The 24,502-nt window shown below is 42.4% G+C and carries 27 protein-coding genes and 2 pseudogenes; 17 read left to right on the top strand and 12 right to left on the bottom strand.

Annotated features, from left to right (window positions below):
* Positions 1-33 precede the first annotated feature (33 nt).
* Positions 34-975: a signal recognition particle-docking protein FtsY gene (ftsY, locus tag ABDB91_RS11660; protein WP_347487890.1), complete on the top strand. Its 942-nt coding sequence runs from the start codon at positions 34-36 to the stop codon at positions 973-975.
* Positions 976-1,114: 139 nt separating this feature from the next.
* On the opposite strand, the gene ABDB91_RS11655 is transcribed toward ftsY, so the two are convergent.
* The 6 genes from ABDB91_RS11655 to ABDB91_RS11630 all read right to left on the bottom strand — a co-directional run bounded on the left by ABDB91_RS11655 (position 1,115) and on the right by ABDB91_RS11630 (position 4,804).
* Complete coding sequence (locus ABDB91_RS11655) at positions 1,115-1,315, bottom strand: accessory gene regulator B family protein (RefSeq protein ID WP_347487889.1); 201 nt, start codon at positions 1,313-1,315, stop codon at positions 1,115-1,117.
* Positions 1,316-1,357: 42 nt separating this feature from the next.
* Positions 1,358-1,972, bottom strand: coding sequence for a hypothetical protein (locus tag ABDB91_RS11650; RefSeq protein WP_347487888.1), 615 nt, complete (start codon positions 1,970-1,972; stop codon positions 1,358-1,360).
* 43 nt (positions 1,973-2,015) lie between these two features.
* Complete coding sequence (locus ABDB91_RS11645; protein WP_347487887.1) at positions 2,016-2,507, bottom strand: hypothetical protein; 492 nt, start codon at positions 2,505-2,507, stop codon at positions 2,016-2,018.
* Between the two features lie 186 nt (positions 2,508-2,693).
* Positions 2,694-2,930 carry a hypothetical protein gene (locus tag ABDB91_RS11640; RefSeq protein ID WP_347491588.1) on the bottom strand — a complete coding sequence of 79 codons (237 nt, stop codon included), beginning with the start codon at positions 2,928-2,930 and terminating at the stop codon, positions 2,694-2,696.
* Positions 2,931-2,990: 60 nt separating this feature from the next.
* Positions 2,991-4,169, bottom strand: coding sequence for a copper amine oxidase N-terminal domain-containing protein (locus ABDB91_RS11635; protein ID WP_347487886.1), 1,179 nt, complete (start codon positions 4,167-4,169; stop codon positions 2,991-2,993).
* 173 nt (positions 4,170-4,342) lie between these two features.
* Entirely contained in the window at positions 4,343-4,804 is a 462-nt protein-coding gene (locus ABDB91_RS11630; RefSeq protein ID WP_347487885.1) for a hypothetical protein, read from the bottom strand.
* A gap of 345 nt (positions 4,805-5,149) precedes the next feature.
* Here ABDB91_RS11630 and ABDB91_RS11625 point away from each other — a divergent pair.
* The 13 genes and pseudogenes from ABDB91_RS11625 to ABDB91_RS11565 form a co-directional block, all read left to right on the top strand.
* Positions 5,150-5,280 (top strand): annotated as a pseudogene (locus ABDB91_RS11625) (signal recognition particle-docking protein FtsY); the annotation flags it as partial.
* Between the two features lie 56 nt (positions 5,281-5,336).
* A complete protein-coding gene (locus tag ABDB91_RS11620; RefSeq protein ID WP_347487884.1) occupies positions 5,337-6,311 on the top strand; it encodes an isochorismatase in 975 nt (324 codons plus the stop codon).
* Between the two features lie 178 nt (positions 6,312-6,489).
* The gene (locus ABDB91_RS11615; protein WP_347487883.1) at positions 6,490-7,905 is read left to right on the top strand and encodes a helix-turn-helix domain-containing protein; all 1,416 of its coding nucleotides are present in this window, start codon (positions 6,490-6,492) and stop codon (positions 7,903-7,905) included.
* A gap of 174 nt (positions 7,906-8,079) precedes the next feature.
* Positions 8,080-8,562: pseudogene (locus tag ABDB91_RS11610) on the top strand (transposase); the annotation flags it as partial.
* A 186-nt stretch (positions 8,563-8,748) separates the two neighbouring features.
* The gene (locus ABDB91_RS11605; protein WP_347487882.1) at positions 8,749-9,093 is read left to right on the top strand and encodes a hypothetical protein; all 345 of its coding nucleotides are present in this window, start codon (positions 8,749-8,751) and stop codon (positions 9,091-9,093) included.
* Between the two features lie 627 nt (positions 9,094-9,720).
* Complete coding sequence (locus ABDB91_RS11600) at positions 9,721-10,272, top strand: RNA polymerase sigma factor (RefSeq protein WP_347491587.1); 552 nt, start codon at positions 9,721-9,723, stop codon at positions 10,270-10,272.
* On the top strand, positions 10,265-10,783 hold the full coding sequence (locus tag ABDB91_RS11595) for a zf-HC2 domain-containing protein (protein WP_347487881.1): 519 nt from the start codon (positions 10,265-10,267) through the stop codon (positions 10,781-10,783). Before ABDB91_RS11600 ends, ABDB91_RS11595 begins: the two co-directional genes overlap by 8 nt.
* Positions 10,773-11,579 (top strand): hypothetical protein, encoded by an 807-nt coding sequence (locus tag ABDB91_RS11590; RefSeq protein ID WP_347487880.1) that lies wholly within the window; start codon positions 10,773-10,775, stop codon positions 11,577-11,579. The genes ABDB91_RS11595 and ABDB91_RS11590 overlap by 11 nt, the downstream gene beginning before the upstream one ends.
* Positions 11,576-12,727 (top strand): DUF4097 family beta strand repeat-containing protein, encoded by a 1,152-nt coding sequence (locus ABDB91_RS11585; protein WP_347487879.1) that lies wholly within the window; start codon positions 11,576-11,578, stop codon positions 12,725-12,727. Before ABDB91_RS11590 ends, ABDB91_RS11585 begins: the two co-directional genes overlap by 4 nt.
* Before the next feature lie 30 nt (positions 12,728-12,757).
* Complete coding sequence (locus ABDB91_RS11580) at positions 12,758-13,078, top strand: hypothetical protein (RefSeq protein WP_347487878.1); 321 nt, start codon at positions 12,758-12,760, stop codon at positions 13,076-13,078.
* A gap of 671 nt (positions 13,079-13,749) precedes the next feature.
* Entirely contained in the window at positions 13,750-14,310 is a 561-nt protein-coding gene (locus ABDB91_RS11575) for a hypothetical protein (protein WP_347487877.1), read from the top strand.
* A complete protein-coding gene (locus tag ABDB91_RS11570; RefSeq protein WP_347487876.1) occupies positions 14,297-14,779 on the top strand; it encodes a hypothetical protein in 483 nt (160 codons plus the stop codon). Before ABDB91_RS11575 ends, ABDB91_RS11570 begins: the two co-directional genes overlap by 14 nt.
* Entirely contained in the window at positions 14,776-15,003 is a 228-nt protein-coding gene (locus tag ABDB91_RS11565; protein WP_347487875.1) for a hypothetical protein, read from the top strand. Before ABDB91_RS11570 ends, ABDB91_RS11565 begins: the two co-directional genes overlap by 4 nt.
* Positions 15,004-15,353: 350 nt before the next feature.
* Here ABDB91_RS11565 and tnpA read toward each other — a convergent pair whose 3' ends face one another.
* Complete coding sequence (tnpA, locus tag ABDB91_RS11560; protein ID WP_347487874.1) at positions 15,354-15,785, bottom strand: IS200/IS605 family transposase; 432 nt, start codon at positions 15,783-15,785, stop codon at positions 15,354-15,356.
* Between the two features lie 1,314 nt (positions 15,786-17,099).
* Here tnpA and ABDB91_RS11555 point away from each other — a divergent pair.
* Complete coding sequence (locus tag ABDB91_RS11555) at positions 17,100-17,309, top strand: hypothetical protein (protein ID WP_347487873.1); 210 nt, start codon at positions 17,100-17,102, stop codon at positions 17,307-17,309.
* A gap of 783 nt (positions 17,310-18,092) precedes the next feature.
* Positions 18,093-18,527: a hypothetical protein gene (locus ABDB91_RS11550; RefSeq protein ID WP_347487872.1), complete on the top strand. Its 435-nt coding sequence runs from the start codon at positions 18,093-18,095 to the stop codon at positions 18,525-18,527.
* Here the strand turns inward: ABDB91_RS11550 and ABDB91_RS11545 are convergent.
* Positions 18,512-19,267: a DUF4367 domain-containing protein gene (locus ABDB91_RS11545; RefSeq protein ID WP_347487871.1), complete on the bottom strand. Its 756-nt coding sequence runs from the start codon at positions 19,265-19,267 to the stop codon at positions 18,512-18,514. The two genes, ABDB91_RS11550 and ABDB91_RS11545, sit on opposite strands and share 16 nt — an antisense overlap.
* Positions 19,264-19,857: a sigma-70 family RNA polymerase sigma factor gene (locus ABDB91_RS11540; protein ID WP_347487870.1), complete on the bottom strand. Its 594-nt coding sequence runs from the start codon at positions 19,855-19,857 to the stop codon at positions 19,264-19,266. The genes ABDB91_RS11545 and ABDB91_RS11540 overlap by 4 nt, the downstream gene beginning before the upstream one ends.
* A gap of 830 nt (positions 19,858-20,687) precedes the next feature.
* Between ABDB91_RS11540 and ABDB91_RS11535 the strand changes: the two genes are divergently transcribed.
* Complete coding sequence (locus ABDB91_RS11535) at positions 20,688-21,884, top strand: Xaa-Pro peptidase family protein (RefSeq protein ID WP_347487869.1); 1,197 nt, start codon at positions 20,688-20,690, stop codon at positions 21,882-21,884.
* A 103-nt stretch (positions 21,885-21,987) separates the two neighbouring features.
* On the opposite strand, the gene ABDB91_RS11530 is transcribed toward ABDB91_RS11535, so the two are convergent.
* The 3 genes from ABDB91_RS11530 to ABDB91_RS11520 are packed head-to-tail and all read right to left on the bottom strand — an operon-like array spanning position 21,988 to position 24,389.
* On the bottom strand, positions 21,988-22,722 hold the full coding sequence (locus tag ABDB91_RS11530; protein WP_347487868.1) for an ABC transporter permease: 735 nt from the start codon (positions 22,720-22,722) through the stop codon (positions 21,988-21,990).
* Positions 22,723-22,725: 3 nt separating this feature from the next.
* Positions 22,726-23,475: an ABC transporter permease gene (locus ABDB91_RS11525; protein ID WP_347487867.1), complete on the bottom strand. Its 750-nt coding sequence runs from the start codon at positions 23,473-23,475 to the stop codon at positions 22,726-22,728.
* On the bottom strand, positions 23,475-24,389 hold the full coding sequence (locus ABDB91_RS11520; RefSeq protein ID WP_347487866.1) for an ATP-binding cassette domain-containing protein: 915 nt from the start codon (positions 24,387-24,389) through the stop codon (positions 23,475-23,477). Before ABDB91_RS11520 ends, ABDB91_RS11525 begins: the two co-directional genes overlap by 1 nt.
* Positions 24,390-24,502: the final 113 nt, after the last annotated feature.

Genomic DNA, 24,502 nt, shown 5'->3' with positions numbered 1-24,502 from the left:
GCATAGCTATTAAACCGGGAGGTCTGTTATATAATGGGTTTATTTAGTAAATTAAAGGATGGCCTGAGTAAAACCAGAAAAAATTTCGTGGAGAAAATTGATGCTATTGTCACCGGTCGCAAGGTTATCGATGAGGAACTATACGAGGAGCTGGAAGAAGCGTTGATCCAAGCCGACGTGGGCATTGACGCCTCGTTGGAGCTGGTTGAAAACCTGCGCAGTGAAGTGAAAAAACGCCGGATTGGCGATCCCGAAGAATTACGGGCCGTGCTGAAGGAGCTTATTCAAGGAATTCTGGGCGAAGAAACCGGCTCAATCAATATAGACGGCGAGCAGCCGGCGGTAATCATGGTGGTGGGAGTTAACGGCGTGGGCAAAACTACGACCATTGGTAAACTGGCCCACTATTTTAAGGAAAGCGGCAAAAGTGTGCTGCTAAGCGCCGCGGATACATTTCGGGCGGCGGCCATTGACCAGCTGGAAATATGGGGCAACCGGGTGGGGGGGGCCGTGATCAAGCACTCCGAGGGCTCAGATCCCGCCGCTGTGGCTTTTGATTCGCTGCAGGCCGCCCGGGCCAGGAAAATTGATGTGCTTATCGTGGACACCGCGGGCCGGCTGCACACTAAGAGCAACTTGATGGAGGAATTGAAAAAGGTACACCGGGTGCTGGGACGGGAAATGCCGGGCGCCCCTCATGAGGTGCTGCTGGTGCTGGACGCCACCACCGGGCAAAATGCCATCAGCCAGGCCCGCCTTTTCAAAGAGGCGGTGGGGGTGACCGGGGTGGCCCTGACCAAACTGGACGGCACCGCCAAAGGCGGCGTGGTAATTGCTATTAAACAAGGTCTGGACATACCCATTAAAATGATCGGTGTCGGCGAAGGGATAGACGACTTGCGTCCTTTCGACGCCCGGGAATTTGCCGATGCGCTGTTTGTAAAGGATAACCAAGCGGCGGAGCAGGCAGGATGATTTTTGCGAAATGAGTGGACGGGAAGCAGCAATGCGCCGAGGGGGTTACTTCATTGGGCTAACCCGGAAGACCGACCAAGGTCTTCCGGGTTAACTTGTCATGCAGTCTGGTTACTTTTAGGTAGTTCAGGATCATACATCATAAATAAGCTTGTATTGATACTTCATAAACTACTTTTAACAAAGCAGCTATTGAAAAAAGAACAACCAGTTTAAGAATACTCCCCAATATAATTTCGGCTCCGTATCCCAGCAATTCCGCTTGGTTTGGGTTGACTGTCTTATTTGCCACATACATTCCTAATCTGCGTCCTAATGCATGTACTGAAATACCCGCCATCCTTGTCGCCGCCGCTCCTTTACACGGAATTATTCATACTTCCTAAAATTCGTATGAATATATCTTGTTTGTTTCGTTAAATCCAACTATTTCCTTAATATATTTTATATCACCTATCATGTAATTCATGTATGTGTTTTGATTTTGGCCGATTTCTATCACATTAACAGCGCTATTCTTATATTCAATATGTACTTCATTTATATTCTCATCATTAATATATCCACCTATTAATATGTAATCTCTACCATCATTTAGCGATGAGATGATAGTATGTTTTGTGAATGGGGCCTTTAAATCAACCTTAGCTATGTCCATCTCATTTAGTTTGTAAAATTTATGTTCCTTTTCTATACAAGCTAATCCCTCATGTAATATATTATTTTGTTTTATGAGAAATATAACAAAAGAGTAATTTTCAACAGGATTTATTTCTTTTATAGTAAGATCAGTATTTTCAAAGTCATTTTTTATATTGTTCTTAATCAATTCTATAATATCTTTTTCATAGTTGGATGAATCAATTACATGATTTGTATCATTTATTTTTATTGTGCTGTTATTGGAATCATTTGGACTTTTTCCATTAAAAATGCTGCATCCAAATAATTGCACAAGTCCCAATAATAATAAAATAGCAGTAAAAATCTTACTCATAATGAATCCTTTCATTTTTTCTTAATTCTTTATATTGAAACCTTTATTTCAGGTTGGGAATTAGCAAGTGTTTCATTAATTCTTTAAACATACTCTGCCAATATATTGATAAAAGCAAATCAAATACAACTACTTCGTCATCAATCTCCATAATTTTCATAATAATATTTACTGTGTCTTTATAGGTTGGGATTCCCGCATCAAATAATTCTTTAGGATACAGATTCGCTTTATTTTTCGTGACATAGATATCATCGCTATCTAGCATCTTATCAGATAACTCATCGCTCGCAGCCATTATTATGTTATTACCAGACAATCTTTCAGACAAAATAAATAAAGCGTATTCAATATTCCTTCTTACTTCATCTCGGATGCCAAATCCCAGCAAGTAATTCCAATAAGGATAACTTGAGTCGGACAGTTTGGTTGCCCTTAACCTTAACTGATTCTCTTCTAACACAGCGACTTTGTTTTGTAGTTCAATTATTGCATCTCTCAGTTCATCAAGTTCGGATTTTTTGACACTCCCCACCAATATCCCTCTCTTCTCTAAGTGGAAGTAGGGTTATAATTCTATTATCATAATTAAGGAATTATAACCGTCAATTGCTATGGCTTTAACCGGAATCTGGCGCCTCCCGCGATTTCCGGATTGAAACTTATTAAAGATAATAATATTTAAAGGATCTATATATAACAATCTTGTTCTCTTAATCCTTTAATTTCTTTTGGGCATGGCGTAATAATAGGCGGCAAGTATAAAAACTATTACAGGCAACAAGGCAAGTATTTTAAACCAATTTTCCGCACCCAGGAAATATAGTGATGGTAGGGTTAAGGCGACTCCACTGCTTAATAATATTTTCCAAGACTTTCCCCATAATCCCCATATAAATAAAATTACAGAGGTTCCAATTAAGAACCAAAAAATAAAACCAACCCAATTAAAACCCATTTGCAAATTTGCCCTCCCTGTGTTCAACTTACTATGTATGCAGGTAAGCTTTAATGCAAATTAATTACCTGGTACTGGATAGGTGTAAATTGATGTATCAGGTCCAATGATTGTATTTTCGTTCTTAAATTGCAGCAAATTTCCCTTTTGACCTATAAACTTAAGCCAATCTCCCTTGTAAGGCACATCGTTGGTTTCAGCAAATTCCTGTTCTTCTTTTCCCAGTAGCTTTTTGTACAATTGAATGTTTTGATTGTTTTTTAGATCAATCAATGTTAATATGCCGCTATTGTTGGGTCTAATGATAAGGTAATTTTCACCCATTCCTTCTATAAAGTAACTTTCTTCTTCTCCATCTTGTTCCTGATGTCCTTCTCCCGGTAGTTCCTTATAATTGATCGTTTTGCTTATTGTTCCTGTGTTATCATCTATAAAAATAATTTTTTTACCGTCAGTAAGGATGATCTGTTCCTTATAGAACTTAATGTTATCTTCAAACCGAAAAGCATAATGCAAACTAGCTTTTTGTAGAGTATTGTTGGCTAAATTTACATATATTGAGTGAACATTATTAAAAACATGCGGTTCGCCATAATTGTTTATTGCAGTTAACAAAACATTACCTTTCGACGTTTTTTCAGCAGTTAAAGTTGGTCTAGGATCGTCGCCTGGTCTGTATTTTATGATTAGATTCAAGTCAGTGAGCTTCTTGGGAACAGATTTGCCAACAGCAACAAACAGTTCGTTAAGTTCGTCATTAGATTTGTTTAGCCAAAAGCGATATTCGCCTAATGAAGTTCGCAAAAACCCGCTATCAATATTTACAACGCTACTTCCTGCAGTCCATTCAACATTTCCTCCTAAAGCTTCGGCAACAAACCTCAGCGGTACTAATACTCTGCCTTCAATAACTTTGGCTGGCATATCTAGTTCCACGGCTTTATCATTTATATAAGCAGTTTTCCGGCCAACAACGAGTTTAATATTACTACCCTTTGTTATTAAATTTTCTCCTATAATCGTATTGGTAACATTATCCCACTCAACCTGTACGTCTAAAGCTTCAAAGATGGCCCGCATTGGTACCATTAGGCGACCATTTTCCAACTTGGGCGAAACATCAAAACTTAAATCTTTACCATCCACAATGACTCTGATTGGCTCGACAGCCATAGCAGGAACAATGTTAGCCAGTGTAAAAACGATCACAGCAACAGCAAAAAGGATAAACCTGTTCATCTCGTATCTCTTCACTCCATTCTTCTGGAACTGAGTTTAGGCCCAATGAAGCCTAAACCTAATTTAGCATTAATACTTAGAGCTGTCTACACTAATTGCTGCACCCCAGTATTATAAGGATATGCTCTATTATTTAAATCCCAAGTTTGCGTAGGTGGATTGTATCCGCATTGCTAATCAATTACCCCGTGGGAGGATATCAGTGCCGATTTTGCTAACAGCAGTCCTTGTACGGCTCCTAAGACTGCAAACACGAAAAGCGCTACCAGATAAGTAACAGGTTCCCGTTGAACCCAGGGGGCAATTCCCAAAAGGGGCATAAAAAAGCCCAGGGTTACGAACCCTATTGAGTAGGTTGCAGCGATTCCCTTTAAGGCAGGATGGTCACCTCCCGTTATTCTCATCAGAAGTAAAATTAGAGCCGCGGAAACAGTGCTCAAAAAAAATGTTCCGATTAACCCCAATGTCAATCCTAATGGGCTGTTAATTATTGAAGAAACTAAAAACACATCTGCTGCTATCTCCCATGGCGTGCTGGTTGGAATACCTAATAACAGTGCGGCAAATGTCAGACCGTCTACGATGAGAGCTCCTACGAGCCCTGCCGCAAGGGACCGTATTAATACATCCTGCATAAAGGCATACCTCCTTTGTCTGTCTATAATTTGTTTCATTCCTTCGTTTTTATACAACCAAGGGAATAATTTGGCTGCAGGAGGATTGGACCCCTTTATCCCGAGGCACTGCCATATCATAACAATGCCGGAACAACCCCAAAAACCATTTTTCCCCTGGGGGACATCAAATATTTGTTCATGGGGCGGGGCCGGATAAAAAAGCGGAACAGCAAGCGGCCGGGATAGTACTGGACAAGTATGCGCAAAGTAATGGATAATAGTGATGGAATGGTTTGGCATACAGCAAGTGTATATGCATGCAAAGGGTATGGTGTTTTAACCGGATGGGTAGCCTGGGTAACCTTGACCAAATTGGACGGCATCCATCCAAAGGCGGCGTGGTAATTGCTATTAAACAGGGCCTGGACATACCCATTAAAATGCTTGGCGCCGGCAAAGGGATAGACGCCTTGCGTTCTTTCAACGCCCGATAATTTGCCGATGCGCTCTTTGCAAAGGATAACAAAGCAGTGAAGCAGGTGAGGTAATAATGATGGTATTCCCCAGCTATTATAACAAGAACAAAGCAAGCGAATTGTATCTGCCCCGTTATGACAAGGTGGTTCAAGAAGCCACCGGAATACGTAACGAACGGAAGATAGCGCCGGCTGGCAGCGATCAAATTAAAATAGCCTTATTTGTCATTGATATGCAAATTGGTTTTTGTCACCCTGATGGCAGCCTGTCAGTACCGGGTGCTGTTGATGATGTGGTCCGTTTATGTGATTTTATCTATGGTAACCTGGAAAAGTTGAGCGAAATCCATCTTTCTCTGGATACGCACCGGGCGTATCAGATTTTTCATCCGTCGTGGTGGGCTGATAAGAATGGCTTCCACCCTGCCCCGTATACGATTATAACTTATAACGATATTCAGTCGGGCAAATGGATGCCGCAGTTTCAACCGGCTTTGGCAGCTGATTATATCAAACGTCTTGAAGCGGCCGGCAAATATAACCTGTGTATCTGGCCCTTTCATACTATGCTTGGCAGCATAGACCATGCGTTGATGCCGATACTTTTCGAAGCCGCATTGTTTCACGCGATAGCACGCAAGGTGCGGACCAATTTCGAAATTAAAGGAGAGCATCCGCTGACAGAAAACTATAGCGTACTATCACCGGAAGTTAAAGAGTTAACCGACGGTTCCGATACACTGAATGTTGGCTCGTTTAACACCAAGTTTTTTAACGCATTGATGCGCAACGATCGGGTGTATATTGCCGGTGAGGCCTCCAGCCACTGTGTTAAAGCTACTATCGAAGATCTGCTGGATATTCATGAGGCTAATCCAAACCTGGTGCATAAGGTTTATATTCTACAGGACTGCATGAGCCCCGTACCCGGCATCCCGGGTGTTGTGGACTTCCCGGCTATTGCCCGGCAGTCATTGCAAAGATTTAAGGACGCCGGGATGCGTGTGGTAAACAGTACTGATTCTAACGCAATGGACGCAGTTCTATAAAAAGAAGCAAAAGGCGGTATGGATAGCGTGCCGTCTTTTGCTGTGTGAGCGCACCCGTATAAAAGAACAAATGCCCGCCCTATTGCAACATCTGTGAAACGGGCCTCGTTTATTCTCTTTGAATTATGGATACAAATATGATACCATAAGGATGACTTTGCGGGAAGGAAGCATAGCAATGCCTGATTATGATGAGATAACAAAGCAGTGGCGGCAAAGCCTGATTGAGCGGATTATACAGGCACGGACAGACCAGGGGCTGACGCAGGCGCAGCTTGCAAAAAAGGTTGGAACACAGCGTTCCAACATCTCCCGGCTGGAGAGCGGCGCGCACAATCCCTCCCTGGATTTTCTTTTGAATGTCGCTGACGCGCTGTGTATGGAATTGGATTTGGTTCCAAAGGAAAAGGAGGACACGGCTGCTATGGAAAACCTCTATGAGCTTCGATTATATGATACGCCTTTGCTGGAATTCAAGCTGGAGGAACGGGGTGTTAGTCTGACGGCAGAAATTACGAACGTGCCGGATGAGCAAAAGCATCTGCTGCCGCTGGATTTACAGCTGACCGACGAGGGCGTATTAAGCTGGCTGCGGCATCGGGTAATCCCGAAAAACCGCGCCTTTGTGGAGGAAATATTAAAGACGCTGGGGCTTTCGGTGGGAAACACTAAAGGTATCATCGACGTATGCAAGGGGCTATCCCTCAATGATAGCTTTTGGGTGGTTCCCAAGGGCTCTGCCGGGACGTTTGCGGAATACAACCTCTATGAAAACGAGTTCTCGGAAATTCTTTCGCTGGTTGCCTACACGGGCATTGGGCGGATCAACCGGGCCTTTACCACTTCTCCAGAGCTGACCACGGGCGGTATGCTGCCCAAGGCGTGGCACCGGCTGGAGAACGGCGAGATCTATTTGTATAAGGGTGGCACCAGCGGCGCGGCTAACACCGGCAATGAGCCGTACAGCGAGTTTTACGCCTGCCAGATCGCCCAAGCCATGGGCCTGAACGCCGTCATGTATGATTTGGAACGTTGGAAAGGTATTTTGTCCTCCAAGTGCAGGCTATTTACCGATATTGATACCGCCTTTATTCCTATCGGGCGGTTAGTGCGCTCCAGTAGCCTGCAGGCTTGCCTTGACTATTGCGCCGAATTGGGCGAGGATTTTCTGGAAACCGTGCACAGCATGTTGGTGTTTGACGCCGTAATCTACAACGAGGATCGGCACTTTGGCAACTTTGGCGTACTGCGGGATAACCATGCAGGCGCGATCATCGCTCCGGCTCCCATATTCGACAACGGGCTTTCGCTGTTCAACTACGCCATGCGGGACGACATCGTCCATCTGGACGAATACGCGAAAACGCGTTTTCCCGCATATGGGGATATTTCCTTTGAGCGTATCTGTTCCGAGGTCATGGGCAAAGCGCAGGCGCAGCGGCTTCGCCGCCTGATCGGGTTCAAATTTACCCGGCATCCCTCTATCAACTGGCCGGAGGAACGGCTGGAGGCCATTGAAAAGCATACACAGCTCCGTGTGCGGCAGCTTTTGGGACTGATGCGGCAAAAGAATACGCCGTTTTTGGATCGGTAAATACTCTATGAATACGAAGAACCTGACAGGAAAAATCTACAATGCTATGTATCAAAATATCCGGCAAAAGTGCTGGCGTTTGCAGGAAAACGGAAGTAGACATCTTCTCCGGGTTGTAGTCGATGCCCTTGTTCAAAATGGCGTAGAATACCCGGATCAGTTTGCCGCATAGGGATCTATACCCTTTTGTTTAAGGCCGTTGCTGAAACTCTTACCGAATTAGCTGCTGACAAAAAATATCTAGGTGTAAAGATTGGCTTTTCGGCTGTTCTGCATACATGGGGACAAAACCTCATGCACCACCCGCATATTCACTACATTGTACCCGGCGGCGGATTATCTTTCATCGGAAAATGGGTAAATAGCAGAAAGAAGTTTTTCATCCCTGTTAAGGTATTATCCCGCAAGTTCAGAGGTAAGTTTCCGTATCACCATAAACAACTCCACGACCAAAATAAGCTTGAATTCCACGGCAGTCAAACCTATCTTTCCGACAATAATGAATTTGAAACGCTGTTCTCCTCTCTCTATGGCAAAGAGTGGATTGTTTACTGCAAACCACCATTTAGAAATGATGCTTGTGTTGTTGAATAGCTGGGTCGTTATACTCACCGGGTGGCTATATCCAATAAGCGCATCGTTAGCATTGAAAAGGAACAGAATTGCTATATTATACCCGAAATAACGCTTTGGAAAGCAGGTTTCAAAAAGTAATCAACCTAATGGCTGGCAGCTGATACCCGTGCACAAATCAATTTAGTGTCTCGTCTTAAGAATTTAGCCGACGTATTGAAAGAAATGGACCAGGAGCAATTCCGGCAGATAATAGTGTGGCTGCGGAACGTGATAAAGCGCAAATTGCCAGGAGCATTGCAAAAGGAAATTGAACATGTACTAGATAAAAGCGAACCCCGGGAGGTGGAAGAAATGATCACCAACATTGAGCGGACGCTGGACGAGATGCAAAGGGCAGCTGAAGCAAGGGGAATGGAAAAAGGAATTAAAGAAGGTCAAACAAAGGGCAAAATTGAAGGCAAAATCGAAGGCAAAATTGAAGGCAAAATTGAAGGCAAAGTTGAGGTAGCCAAAATTGCTTTGAAAAAGGGTCTCTCTGTGAATGACGTGGCGGAAATAACCGGGCTATCCATGGAGACTGTATTTGAACTAAAGAAAGAATTGGAAAACTAAAATTAAAAGTGAAGTTGGCTCTTACCCGTACCTATAAAAAGGGGTAAGGGCTTTTTGATGTTCTCGAAAAAGAATGGCGGTTTATTCCTCTTGTAGTGCAGCAAATTACGGACGAAGGTATTGTTATAAGCGATTAAGCCCAAAAACGATAGTAAAACTAACCGACGATTTTGAATTAAAGCCGCGAAGCAATGGAGGTAAATTTCGTGTCCTTGCAGGTCTACGACAATTAGAGCTTATGTAAGATAACTAAATATACAGGTTCAAGACATAAGAGGTTTATCCTCCGTATTCTTGTCAAATCGGGGCGTAGGCTGCAAGGTTCTTCCTGCGGCCTACGCCTTTCATTGTCGTTTTCTGATGGATATAACGGAAAAACAATTGCTTTTGTTGTGAAAGGTAGATATGAGGAAAATCAGCGGACTGGGCGAAAACAAGCTAGGGGACCAATTCAGTTTGTCGGGTGATCGTGTCGTTTGAGCTTCGGGTAGGGAGAAACGCCAAGTAGGACGCAATTCAGGGCTTAACGTATATTTTCGTTAAAATGTTGGCGGTATCCCTAATAAAAGTTGAAGTACTCTTTAAAGTAATCTCGTCTAATAGTATGACGGAAGGGAGGAGAGCAAAATAAAGCACGAGACAACCGTCCGCAGGATTTTAGATGGCGACCAAGACGCTTTTCGCCTTCTGATAAACGAATATAAAAATCTTGTCTACGCCATCTGCTTCAATGCGGTGCACGATCCGTTCGAAGCGGAAAACCTCGCGCAGGAAACGTTTCTCCAGGTCTACAAATCCCTCCCGAAATACGAATTCCGAGGTCTTAAGACGTGGATCAGCAGGATTGCGCTAAATAAATCAATTGATTATAAACGAAAACTTTTGGCCAAGAAAAACCGTGAAACTATTTCCCTTGCCGATATCGAACTGGTAGCCGACGAAAGTACGCCGGTTCAGGACATCATCATCCGGGAAGAGGAAAGATTGTTGCTGGCGGAAGCCTTGAGCCGAATTCCGGAACACTATGCGGCAGTACTAAGGAAGAATTATCTGGCGAACAGAAGCCCCAGGCAGATCGCGGAAGAAGAAAACATCAGTATTCGTACAGTGGAAACCAGGCTTTACCGCGGGAAAAAAATCCTGCGAGAACAGTTTGAGGAGTTGAGCAAGAATGGATGAACATCTGAATAATCCACAATGCCATGACTCCAGCGCCTGGAAAGCTTATCAGGCGGACAGACTTAGCGATATGGAACGACTGGCGATGGAAGAACATATTCTCACTTGTGAAAGCTGCCTGGAGATCTATCTGCAGATTTTGGAGGAAGAACTGCAAAACGAAGACGTTTCCGGTCCCGGTCCTAATTTTACCACTGAAATAATGAGCCGTGTTGCTGACGGGTACAAGAAACCGCAGTATTCGACGCTCCCAATCTCCAGAACGAAGCTTCTCGTTTCTTATACTCTTGCAGCCGGTATCGCCATGTTTTTCTGGGTGGGCGGCTATTTCGATAAAGTCTCCGCCGGCCTGGAAAAAGGCATGGCCAAATCCACGCAGCTGGTGGAAACAAGAATAGAGCCATTACCGGGCATTATCCAGACAGGATGGACGTTTAAAATATTGGATAATCAACAATCGTTTTTCCTGCAAAAATTCTTCGAAGAAAAGGAGCAGATTTATGAAAAGTAAGAGTAAATTCTTGACGTTTCTTTTATCGATTATACCGGGCCTTGGCCATATCTACCTGGGATTGGCGTCCAGGGGGATTGTCTTTATCGTCGCCACAGCGTTCGTGGTCTGTGGCGGGGTAATGTTTATGCTGCTGGGGATTTTCTACGAGCCGATTCCGTTTCTTGTCCTGCCCTTTATTTGGCTGGCGGCTTGGGTCGATGGCCTGGTTCAGGCCGACAGGATAAACCGGCAGCTATTTGATTCGCAGGCGGCGGGTGTAGATGCCGGCCAGGCCTGGCATAGGCTGGAGGAAGATTTAAAAGGCCAAAACAATAAGATTCTGGCCATGGCATTTTCTTTTATTCCCGGCGCAGGCCATATGTATATTGGTCTGATGGAAAAAGGAATTGTGCTGATGATTACTTTCTTCCTGACTCTCTATTTAAGTGATTTTCTCAGGCTGTCCTTGCTTATGATGTTTGCTCCGGTACTTTGGTTTTACAGCATCTTTGATATCATGCACAGGGTTGCCGACACAGAAAGGAAAGAGGAGCCTACGTTTATCGGAGATTTGATTAAGGAAGGGCAGCTGACGAAGAAAACCGGCAAATTCGCAGGCATCGGTCTAATTGCCATCGGCGTGATTATGATTCTGAATCAGATTGTTCTGCCGTACATCAGCGTTTACCTGGATTGCAGATACATCGAATATTTAAGAACGGGATTTATCGCGATTTTGTTTATCCTGGGCGGCATTAAACTAATGATGGGCAGCAAGGAAAAAGAGACGATAAAGGGAGAGGGACAGGAATGAGAAAGTGGAGAGTAGGAACCATTTCCATGGGGGTGCTCCTGATTGCCACAGGCCTTATCCTCCTGGCCGGCGAGATTCAGGGGTACAATGGAGCGGGGCTCATCCTGCGCTGGTGGCCGGCAATTCTGATTATCCTCGGGGCGGAGATTCTGGTCTATGTCTTCGTTTCCCGGGAAGAACAACCGAAAATTAAGTTCGACGGCTTGAGCATTTTTATAGTCATCATGATTATTCTGATTAGTTCAGCTGCTTATGGTGCCGGCGTTTTCCTCAAAAGCGATTTTTCCGGACACTTTTTGGGCGGGATGGGCCTCTATAAGTACGAAACGCTGATTACCCGGGATTATGAGTATGATGCCGAAGGCGTCGACAAATTGCAGCTGCAGAACAGCTACGGAAAGGTTCGGATAGAACCTTACACAGGAAATAAAATACGGATCAAGTCTTCGATTCACATCCGCAACAACGACGAAGAAGCCGCCCGAAAGCTGGCGGAGAAACTGATCGAAATCAATGCGCATAAAACGCTGACAATCAGCACGAATGACTCTGTTTTAAATGGCGGCTCCAATTATCAAGGCAGTCTTGATTACGTGGTCAAAGTTCCCAAAACGTTGAAATACGATATCCGTAATGAATACGGAAGTACCACTCTCGCGGGTCTGGCAGGCGAGGTGAAGATTTACGGGGAGTCCGGCGAGGTTAAAGTAGACGGATTGGGCGGTAATTTGCAGATTAAGAACAGCTTTGGCCAGACCAGGGTCGATGATGTCGCCGGTATAGTCAAAATTGAAAGTGAAAACGGTGAAATCGTTTACAGCAATACCAAAACAGTGGCGCACAATGTAAGCCTCTTCAACAAAACGGGCGGTATTCAGGTGTATTTGCCGTTCGCTCAGGAGGGAACATTTGATGTAACCACCGAAAACGGGGAAATCAATACCGGAGGTTTCGATACGGAATTGAGCATTACAGGAGCTCTCCATAGTGACCCGCATGGCCCGGCGTCCGATCGTGCGCCAACGGAGGAGCCTGCAGTTGCACCCCAAGACGGTCTCCGTCAACAGATTAAGCAAACCATCGGTACACCCAACCCGACCTTCACCCTCCGGACAGAATGCGGAAGCATTGAGTTAAAGGGGAGATAACTCAGGCAGATAATAGTGTGGCTGAGGAACGTGATAAAGCGCAAATTGCCAGGAGCATTGCAAAAGGAAATTGAACATGTACTGGATAAAAGCGAACCCCGGGAGGTGGAAGAAATGATCACCAACATTGAGCGGACGCTGGACGAGATGCAAAGGGCAGCTAAAGCAAGGGGAATGGAAAAAGGAATTAAAGAAGGTCAAACAAAGGGCAAAATCGAAGGTAAAATTGAAGGCAAAGTTGAGGTAGCCAAAATTGCTTTGAAAAAGGGTCTCTCTGTGAATGACGTGGCAGAAATAACTGGACTATCCATGGAGACTGTATTTGAACTAAAGAAAGAATTGGAAAACTAAAATTAAAAGTGAAGTTGGCTCTTACCGGTACCTATAAAAAGGGGTAAGGGCTTTTTGATGTTCTGAAAAAAGAATGGCGGTTTATTCCTCTCTATTAATTATCTGTGTTGCGATGAAATTGAGGATATTCGCTTTGCCGAAGCTGTATTTGTTGATAATTTAAAACATGTGTCGGAATAAAAATAAATAATTTTGAAACCGAAAGCCCCCTTTTTTTATCTTAGTTTAAAAGGGGGTGAAGGAAAGAATTCTAAAGGAATATTTAGAAAACAATGGGGGTATGTCACAGGAGAAATATACCGGCAGAGAACACAGGCCCAATGTCGCGCACTAACGCAAGTGGATTAGCCAGTTTAGTCATATCGCGGTTAATAACATTTCCAATGATTCTTGTTAAATAAGTGGTTCGTGGTATACCAGAGAAGTCCGAATAAATACATCATAGTTAGACCGCACAAAGCATTAACACATGTTATCTTGACTTAGCTTTTTTGGGGAATTTAAAGCGGACGTACGCTAAAACATCTAGCTTTTTAAAGGAAGCTTAAGAGGATGGGAGGTGTTACATCTATCTTGCTTGTCTTGTAAGTTATTCCAAAGTGCAGATTCAGGACAATTGTTGTAGTGTGTGGGAAGATACTTTTAATAACTAAAAGGGAGGAAAATATATAATGCATAAAAAAAGAGTGTACTATGCTCTTGTTGTATTTATTATTTGTCTTTTTGTGGCCAACTCAACCGTTTTTGCATATTCTGAGTTGGTAGATGATCAAGGCTTTGCGGCTCCCGTTTTAAAAGATTCAAACAAAATAGATTTACTCCAAGTTACAAATGATGAAAATTCGCTTGATGAACCAAGTACGATTAATTCTTCTGCAGAAGGCTCTTCTCCTGGTATCATTTGTGCAGTTTGGGCAAAGCTTTCTTTGGATAAGAAAAAACAAAATTTTAAATATTATGGGAAAATATCAAGTAAACCGGTTGCCCAAAAGTTATCTATCCGTGCAGAGTTACAGTATGCTAGTCCTGCTGGTGGTAAATGGATTAGAGAACAGAGTGTGCGAGTTGTTGAAAAAGAGAATACCAGCAATGTAGAAACCGCTACCGGAATCTATGGTGTCTCTTGGGGGCAGTGGCGATGCAAGGCAGTTGGTTCTTATTGTGATACAAGGTTTGTTCCGTCTTCGCAAGCATCAACTGATTATAGTAAGATTATAAATGTTGATTGGTAAATTTTTAGTTAGCAATACAAAACTAATTATTACTATATGCGCTATTAATTTAATTCTTCTCATGTTCCAGCTTGTCCCTGACATTATAGTAGAGAGGTATCTTGAACGATATGCATCTGACGCTTTAAGAATTAGTAATACTTACAATTGGGAAACCTATACAGGTAAAGAAGGGATATCTTATTATTCACCAGAACTACAAAAAGGACTGTTTCTAAAGGATTTAAAGGAAAACATGCAGTATGTTAAGTGCCAAAAAATAACGTCTAGGTGTTATGTTGAGCAATTTAAAGGTGTCAAAATAATTGATAAAATAAACGCGCAAGTATATTTAACAGCACGTTATATTAAATCCGACTTGAATATGAAAAGATCTTATTCAACTGATATGGTTCTGATAATGCGTAAAAATCAAGAAAAATGGGTTATTTATAACATAATATTTAAAAAGGATGAAACTGGAACATGAGGAATTCTCCCCTTAAACCAGAACAACTTTTAGCAGTGATTGAGAGTTTAGCTTCAAACGATGCATATCTATTAAAGCTAAGGTTTGGTTTTATAGAATCCAACCCTAAGTCTATTGAAGAGTTAGCTAAAATCTATAATATATCTACAGATGAAATGTATAAAGAACTACGTCAAATAGAGAAAATTGCTCAAGCCAAATTACGTGAAATAAAAGGTTCGTAAAGATAATCGGATAATAAACAAGGCGGCCTACAGTGTATTGTTCAGAACCCTATATCACTGGGCTTTCTTCGGAAAATTCGGCATAGTTTTTAGGTGTATTCTTCAGCTTGGTTATACCGCTTTGCATTCGGATATCCGTATACTTGTGTAAGGTGATTATAAAAGCCGTTGGCGCATAACTTGCATTTTGGGATTCAAGTTATGCACTTCTCTGAAGCAATTCTGTTTCTAACCTTGTTTCCCGTTTGGCCAGCTTTAATGAATAGCCGGCTAAAATTAAACTGACCACCGGCTAAAGCCGGCTAAAAGCAACCCGTGGCTTAAGCAACCTTAAAGTTGATGACTGAAACTCAGTCATCAACTTTAAATGCTTCCTCTGGTCCATCTGTTTGCTGATTTTCAACGTATTCTTTAACGATATCCTCCGTGATGGCACCTACTGTTGCACAAAAATATCCTCTTGCCCAGAGGTGTTGGCCCCAATATTTCTTTCGTAAATGTTCGAATTCTTGTTGCAGTAACCGCGATGACCGTCCTTTAAGATATTGAATGATTTTTGAAGGTGACAAACTAGGTGGGCAGGAGATCAATAGATGCACATGATCCTTGCCTACACTACCTCTAATTATTGTGATATCACGGCTTAAACAACTTTGCCGTATAAGCTCTCGCGTACGCAAAGCAACTTCACCACGTAACACTTGATACCTGTACTTCGTAACCCAAACCATGTGGTATTCAATGTTGTAGACCGTATGGCTCCCTTTTCGATATTCTGCCATAGCATCCCCCCAACCATATTATGGCGTAGGGGGGAAAATCTATGCTAAAGCTCTTCGCCTAAAGGCGAAGGTTCTAGACCTGGCGATTGGAAAATAAAGTAGCAAGAGCGGAGACAATAATAACAATCTCTCGTAATGGAGATATTTATGTCACATAAATCTGCCACATATTGATTATGGATGACACCCGGGCAATGATAAAAACTAATGGACGGACTGATTGACCTTTTACGATTATTAATATCTGTAAAATTTCAAAAATTTTCGGACAAGACTGTTTGAGTGAAAACAATTTTTCTTTAACTTCTGCGAGCTGTGCTTGTCGATAATTTAAAGAATGTGTCGGAATAAAAATAATAATTTTGAAACCGAAAGCCCCCTTTCTTTATCTTAGTAAAAAAGGGGCTTTTTTGATTATAATTTAGTAATAATTATTTAGTTTTTCGGAACTGCCGGGCTATATCTAAAAATTAAATACTACTTAACAAGGAGGTGAGTTAATATGTTAACTAGGCAACATCGAGATCCTCCCCCAAAAAGTAATAGTGATCTGGGGACAAGCCGGGTACAGACCTTGCAGGCATGTGCCCATAATATTGCCACCCATAACCACTATTGCTACTCTAATTAAAATGCGTTTTTAGTCTGTTTTCAACTGCTAAGATTTAATTTTAAATCAAAGTAGACTCTCGGAAATTAGAATAAAGTTGCGAACAAATGTTTATTAATCCTGATGGGAGTGATAAAGCTTACTTAGAATTTCGGGTTTTGGGTATGCAAAAGAACCCAGTTAAATGCTAATAACTAGGTTAGCCAGATTTTATAGATTGGGCAACTGAAAGAGCTAAGCTACTTGAGAGTTGGTTTTACCTTCCCATTGCAAGATCATTGGACGAATATCCAAGCTTTGGTGACTGACCCATGTATTAATTTCATCCTCTGATGGTGCCGTGTTGGCAGCATGGTAGTCTATGAATTAAAAAATGGTGGAAGAGGCGGTACAGAAAGCGAATATGGACTTAAAAGAAATAGATTTGGCTAGACATGTAGCCCAAAGTCGAAAAAATGTTAGTGAATTAGAAAGGAAATGATTTAAATCAAAACGAGAAGGTGGTAAAAATGATTAAAAAATTTAAAGTACACTGGACTATTTGGATGGGACAACAAAGCTCAAATATCTATGATGTCCAGACAAATAATTACAGACATTGAAGGCACGACTGATTATAAGACAGCAATGGTTATTTTTTTATCTAAAAAAAATAACCATTGGATTATTGATAATATCATTTTAGACAAGAAAGGATTATGAATGTGGCTTTTGATAAAGAAAGATTGCTGAAAATTATTGATAAGCTAGATAATAAAGATTCTTATATGTTTAGGTTAAGAAACGGTTTAATTGATAGTAAAGTGCATACTTTAACTGAGATTGCTTTGGTGTTAAATATATCCCAAGAAAAAGCATGTAAAGAACTGAGAAGAATTGAAAGATACGTTTTATCTGAATATCGTAAAAATTAAGTGCTAGTAAGTAGCATTACTCTGGTAATAAAATGGTGTCTAGTGCATATTTCGGTTCGCTAAAGTCACTGTTCTGGCAGTTAATGAGCCATGTTTACGGAGCAAATTGAGCCACGGTTACGGCTGAGATTGAGGCGATCATCCCGGAAGCACAAGCTAGGTAGGTTTTGCCGTTATCGCAGCTATTCCGAATTCGGAATAGCTGCGATAACGGCAAAAGTCACATTAGTATAGCGCTAGGTATATACACCGTTAATGAAGGTTACCAAGTGCGGTTTTACACCTTCAATGATTTGGTTATGGATCTTTATGCTGCCCTAGCTGATAACAATGTAAACAAGGAAAATTAATAACATACTTAAAAATGACATGATTATATTAGACGAATTAAGTTACCTATCAATGGACGAAACAGCCTCTGACCATACTTTTACGGGGGATAGCTACCGGATGAGGACCGCCCTTGACATGGAGCCTCGCGCCCGTATTTTAAAAGGGGCCGAGGCATCTAGCTTTTCGCTTGTGGCCCCTTGCCAAAAGGCTAACACGGGATTCTCTATGTAAATGGTCTCTGCTTCGCTCCGATAAACGGTCACTAGCTTAGCGGAAAGTTAAATGCCGTCCAATTATGCTAGTTTTTAATGGCCAGAAATGTGGATTCTCAAATGGCCGTTGACACTTGAGAACATCTATAAATTTTTTTAGTTTATTACTATTATTTTTGAAACTAAATGGCAGATTTTTTTATCTAGTAATTAAATAATAAAATAAGGGGGATATAAGATGGTAAAGCGTTCCAAGTTAATAGCAATGATGCTGATAGGGTTAATGATTTTTACTTTAGAACAACCTGTTTTAGCCCGGGAGAATAATCCGAAAGCCGAGATTACTCCACAGACATACAATTATTTAGTAACCACAAAGTGCTTTTTAACAGATAGCGGTAATGGCGTGCTCAGTGTTACCGGAAAGACAAAAACGTACGAAAGCGTTGATAGTATTACAACAACTGTTTACTTGCAAAAAAATACTTCCAAGGGATGGGTAAACGTAAAAAGCTGGACCAACAGCACAAATAACAAATCTTCTTGTAATGTCAAAGGTACAATTACCGTAGCTAAAGGTTATAAATACCGGGCTTATTGTCACCACCGGGCAGAGAAAGGTAAATCTATAGAAACAAATACCTCAAACACAAAAGCCTATTTGGTTGAGTAATCAATTCTTCTCATTGCATTGGCCAGCAATAAAATATCATCTTCAGAAGCTTCTCCGCTTATAGAAATGAATATATCCATGTCCATCCAGGATAAGTCTACTAAATTATTTTTATAATTAATTAATATTGCATCTTGTCCTTTAACTTTTACATTTTTCATTTGTGCATCTTCAGTATCGTAGGAGATACCCTGTTCAAAACCTTTAATTATATTTATTTCAGTAATAATGATTTGCTCCGATTTTTCTCCGACCATGGTAATGTTAACTTCCGTTGAGTTTCCTAACTGATCAGTTTCTATTTGTTTTATTTCATACATACCCAACATATCAACAGGTAGCAATATCTTATAAGGGACATCCTGTAGAGCACGGATAATTTTCGGATTCAGGTAATTCTCCGTGCTTTCTTTCTCTTTCCACGGGGAACTATTAAAAGATATTTCCACAGATTGGACTTTTCCGTTTAGAAACGTTTTAATACTCTTAAATAGCTTACTGCCGAAAGCTCCCCCCTCTACGGGAAAAAGAAATAACGGCGCTCCCAGTATTAAGCAGATCAAACAGGCAGCTAATGCTAGTTTTAAAACCGGTTTTTGTTTCTTTGTATGGTATTTTTGATTAAATTTCTCCCATGCTTCTTCCAAATTAATGTCGGTATCTTTTCCTGCCCGTTGTTGAAGGGCTTCTTTTATTAATTCATCAATAGAGGCATAGCCATGAGGATTGCGCTCACTCATTTATTGATACCTCCCTTAATAATCTTTGCTCCTATTAAATCATCATTTATTTTTATATAGCCTTCCCTAAGCAATTGTTTCTTGATTAGGGCTTTACCCCTGTACAGCCAAATCTTAATGGTACCCTCCGGCTTGTTAAGCAATAAGGAAATATCTTTAACCTTCATTTCCTCATAGAATCGGAGGCGGATTACCTGTTTCATTACAGGGTCAAGTGATTCAATAGCCCTATCAACAGTATCCACAGTTTCTTGGGATACAACTACATATTCCGGTAAATTTTCCGGCAAATCCGAGATCGGTAACGATTTTTCAAGGTTAACTTCTTTTTCATGCTCCTTAAAAATTGCATTAACATTGTTTATAGCAATTTTTTTGATCCAGTCTTCAATTTTGCCTGGGTCATTTAGTTGATGAATATTCTGAATCGCTTTATAAATGGCCTCTTGAGCCGCTTCCTCAGCTATATATTTATCTCCACAGTAAAAATAGGCCGCTTTATAGGCCGTTTCATAATATAAAGTGAAGATTAATCTACTGCATTCTTTGTCTAACTTTTTTGCTTTATTTTCAGAAGGATTTTTAAACATAGCTATACCTTTGCTATATTTGTTTTTGTTAATATTCTATAATTTTTCTTTACTTCCTGTAAGTTGTGCTTGTCAATAATTTAAAACATGTGTCGTAATAAAAATAAATAATCTTGAAACCGAAAGCCCCCTTTCTTTATCTTAATAAAAAAGGGGGTTTTGGGGTTGTAATTTAGTAATAAAAACATAATATTAATATCGAACTCAATGAATATATACCCAGTTTTAATAAAATCAAAGTTGAATTAGAATCTGGAGAAAAGCTCAAATTAAACACTGGGCAATATTATTTGGAAAAATGGAGTGAGCCAGATGACAAACTAAACAATAATGAAAGAGGAGAAATTAAATATATGACTTCTGAAATTAATTAGGATATAGTTCTTACCAGTGAAGCTATAATAGAAACTCATGGCATTAATTCAAAGACTCAACTTTCCCACTTGCAAAACGACCTGTATCCCAATAATTAAGCGGCCTTGCTGGTAAATAAAATAACCCTTGAAATTTTTGAAAAGATACAGAAAGATGGAAGTAGATATTCATGGTTGAATGGGTGTTACCCGTGAATCTGGTAAATCCATGTGTTTCATAGCAACATGCTTTAAATTTTAGAATATTCAAAATAGTATTGATAGCTTTGTTGCTAATATTGTAAAATCATAGTACCAAGAAGGGTCAGCCTGTAATTTTATAATTTTTACGTTGGTTTTACAATTAAGCACTGTGATTACGCACGTGGTTAAAGTATAAGTTTTGGGTTTCTTTTGCGCAAACATTACAACAGAGAAATTCCACGGTGGTTCTTTAATGATTAAAAGGAGGCAGAAATGAATATGCAATATACCCCTCGCGAAGAGCTTTATCACAGAATTAAGAGATTTCAGGAGTTATTATTAAACAATGATGTTGACGGAGCATTGATCATTCAAAAGGCAGATCTGTTTTATTTTAGCGGAACCTGTCAAAACGCCCACCTTTTTATACCGGCCCAGGGAGAGTCTGTCTTGATGGTCAGAAAGAGCTTGAAAAGGGCGAGGGAAGAAAGCGCCCTGGATAATATTAACGATCTGCGGGGTCTGGATGAATTGTTCAAAACCATTGCCGCCCGGCTCAATGGGCGCGGGAAGGTCGGCCTGGAAATGGATGTATTGCCGGCCAATCTATTTTTAAAATATAAAAAACACCTATTCCCGCTAGAGGTAGTGGATGTATCAAAATTCATCCGCGAAACCAGAATGATAAAATCTCCCTACGAAATTGACAGGCTCAAAGATTCGGCTAAACTGAATTTTGAGATGTTCTCCGGTGTGTCTGATATTCTAGGGGAGGGAATGACTGAGGTTGAACTGGCGGGCAAGTTGGAGTCATTGTACCGGGAGAAGGGGCATCAGGGTGCCATCCGCATGAGAGGATTTAATCAGGAAATTTTTTACGGGCACCTTATGTCCGGGTGGAATTTATCCTATCCCAGCTTTTTTGACGGTCCTACCGGAGGAACCGGCCTCAATCCGTCTTACCCACAAAGCGCCGGCTTTAAGAAGATAGGCGTCAACGAACCGATTATGGTCGACTATGTAGGGGTGTATAACGGATACATGGTGGATCAGGCGAGGATTTTTTGCATCGGCGAACTGTCCGGAAAATTGGTCGGGGCATATGAGGCCGCATTGAAAATAAAGGCTCAAATTGTTAAAAATGCCCTGCCGGGTGCAAACGGAAAGGATCTGTATGAGATTGCCGGCAACATAGCCGCCGAGTCGGGCTACCGGCAGTATTTTATGGGCTTCGAGGACCGCGTCAGCTTTATCGGGCATGGGGTAGGAATTGAGCTTGATGAATTGCCCGTAATCGCAAAAAACTTTAATATAATCCTGCAGCCGGGGATGGTTTTTGCCCTTGAGCCCAAGTTTATTTTCCCCGACGAGGGCGCTGTGGGCATTGAAGACACTTTTGTGGTAACCGAGAGCGGCCTGGAGCAGATTACCTATTTTGACGAGGCCATTCAATATCAAGGGAGCCGTTGAAATGGGTCATCTAAATAAAGTTTTTGGCCCTGTCGTATGCCAGGACCAAAAACTAACCGAGCATCGATTATTTGATAAGCCTTTGTAAATAGGCATTTATAAATTACCCTACAACCACATCCCGTTTTTTCAGCCATACAGCGGCAAACGCGGCGCAGACAGCGAGGTAGAAAAAACAACTGAGGGCAAATTGTTCAATACTGCACTGCATTGGTCCTCCGGGGCTGTTGGCCCGCATGCCCAGACACAGAAGAGAATACGGATACAGCGCTCCATAGCCCTTGGCGAGCGCCGCTATTCCCGTGACGCCGCCGATCAGCGCCATAGCCACCGGCACGGCAAAGCTGCGGATCACAAGCGAGATACAAAGCTGCAGAGCGCAGATGACGATCCCGCCGACAACGCCGTATAAAAGCCATTCCGGAAGCTCGGGCGGCATCGGAGCGGCCAGGCCCGAAAGCTTGCCGGAAATCACAAACAGCGCGCCGATCCAGACCTGCGTAGAAATCACCATGACGGAGGCTGCGAGAAGCTTTGCAAGATAGATGTGTGAAACCGGCACGGGCGCCGTCATGACGGCATTCCAGTTGTGGTTCGTATGCTCCAAACGGCACAGATAGGAACAATAAACACCTATAATAGCAGGGAGAAAAAAATAACAGGTGAAGAGGGTATGCTGTGTCCACAGGCTGTACCACTGATCCTGCAGAATGCCGATGTTCTGAAGGTAGTTAAAGGTGCCCATAACGGCGGGCAGAACCGGAAGGATGAGAAAAACGAGCCAGACCGGGCTGTGCCGCAGTTTCATCCTCTCGGCGCGAAGTGTTTGGAAAAACATGGCTCACATCTCCTTTCTCATAAACAGCGTGCGACCAATCATATAGATTGCGCAGAACGCAACGGCTAAAGTTATAAAGCCGGGCCAATCAATCGAAACATAGTAAAAATCGACGATGCGCGTGGTCTTGTCCCAGTCCATTCGGACGGACATCAGCACCCCGTAATATCCCCAGAGAAGAAACCTTTCCAGGCTTTGGGGAAAGAACAAGATAAAAAGACCGGCAAACCCACCGATCAGTCCCACGCTAAGAGGCGCCATCTGGTTGGCAAAAAGAAGGGACAGCATCTGCTGCAGTAAAAGGATAGTCAGATTTACGGCTGTTGTAAAGAGCAGGTAATATAATAATTTATCGGACGGCGGGTTCCCGTCAAATCCTGTTGCATAGCCTACAGCAACCATGAAAACAAGCTGTAAAACAACTGCGGTGAGCATATACAGAGCTCCGCATAAGAATTTGGCGGCAAACAAACGCTGGGCGGGCATCACGGTATTCAGAAGCTTAAACGTTTGCCCCTTATGCTCAATATCGCAGAGCCGCGATGCCACCACTGCCGCGACGACCGGCATCATGATGGAATTAAGCAGTGGAAACTGGTATAAAAAATACATCCACCCCTGGGAAAGGTCGTGCGCGTCCATTCCTTGAATATCCCATAAAGACCATAGTATCTGCACGAAAATCAGAGCGGCAACGATCAGCCATACTCTTCTGCGGCGGATTTTCTGAAATTCCATGGCAAGCGCTTTCATTATAAACTCACCGCCGTTCCGGTCAGTTCGAGGAATATATCCTCAAGAGTTTTGCGCCGTTCCTCTATGCGCACCACACCTATGTTTCTTGCAAAAAGCCGGTGAATATGGCCGGCGAGCTCGTTGTCGGAAAGCTTAGGCAGCAAAAGGTAATCCTCCTGTATCCGGCAGGAAACGTCTTGTCCGCCGAGTATTTTAGCCGCCGCCTCGTTATTTAGAGTGCGTACGGCGATGCTGTGCTTGCTCCTTTCATGAAGTGTGGACAGGCTGTCCTGAAAAACAAGCTCGCCTTTGCTGATGATTCCGACATTGTCGGCTATCTGGTCAATCTCGCTTAACAGATGGCTTGATACCATCACCGTCATGCCGAATTGTTTCGGCAATGAGCAAATCAGATCGCGCATTTCCTGAATGCCCGCCGGATCAAGGCCGTTTGTCGGCTCGTCGAGAATCAAAAGCTTTGGATTTCCCAGCAAAGCGCAGGCCAGCCCAAGGCGCTGCTTCATGCCCATCGAATACTGGCCTGCTTTTTTCTCCTTCTGATTTTCCAGCCGGACGATTTGCAGCACCCTGTCAATATCTTTTTCCGGCACATTTTTGAGCGTACAGAAAATCTGCAGATTTTCCTCACCGGTCAGGTGCCCGTAATAGCTGGGCGATTCAATCAGAGACCCGACATTCCTCAGTATAGCAAGTCTATTCCTACTGTTTACCTGCCTGCCGAACACGGCGATGGTTCCGGCTGTCGGCTTTGCAAGTCCCAGTATCATTTTCATGGTGGTAGACTTGCCCGCGCCGTTCGGTCCGAGAAAACCGTAGATGATACCTTCCGGCACCGAGAGATCCAGGTCCTTAACCCGCGGAACCTTTCCGTACTGTTTGCAAAGGCCGGTTGTTGTGATAATATCAGACATTTTGATGTCCCCCTTTACGTTAGACTGGGAACATCATAATCGAGCCCCCTTACAGGGGCCTGTGCTTAAGCTTACATTTACCTTAAACTTGAGAAGGAGCACTCAATTTATCC

Source organism: Desulfoscipio sp. XC116 (genome assembly GCF_039851975.1).
In the GTDB taxonomy this organism is placed as follows: Bacteria; Bacillota; Desulfotomaculia; order Desulfotomaculales; family Desulfallaceae; genus Sporotomaculum.
Note: the sequence above shows the minus strand (reverse complement) of the source record. Positions and strands in the feature narration are given on the sequence as shown.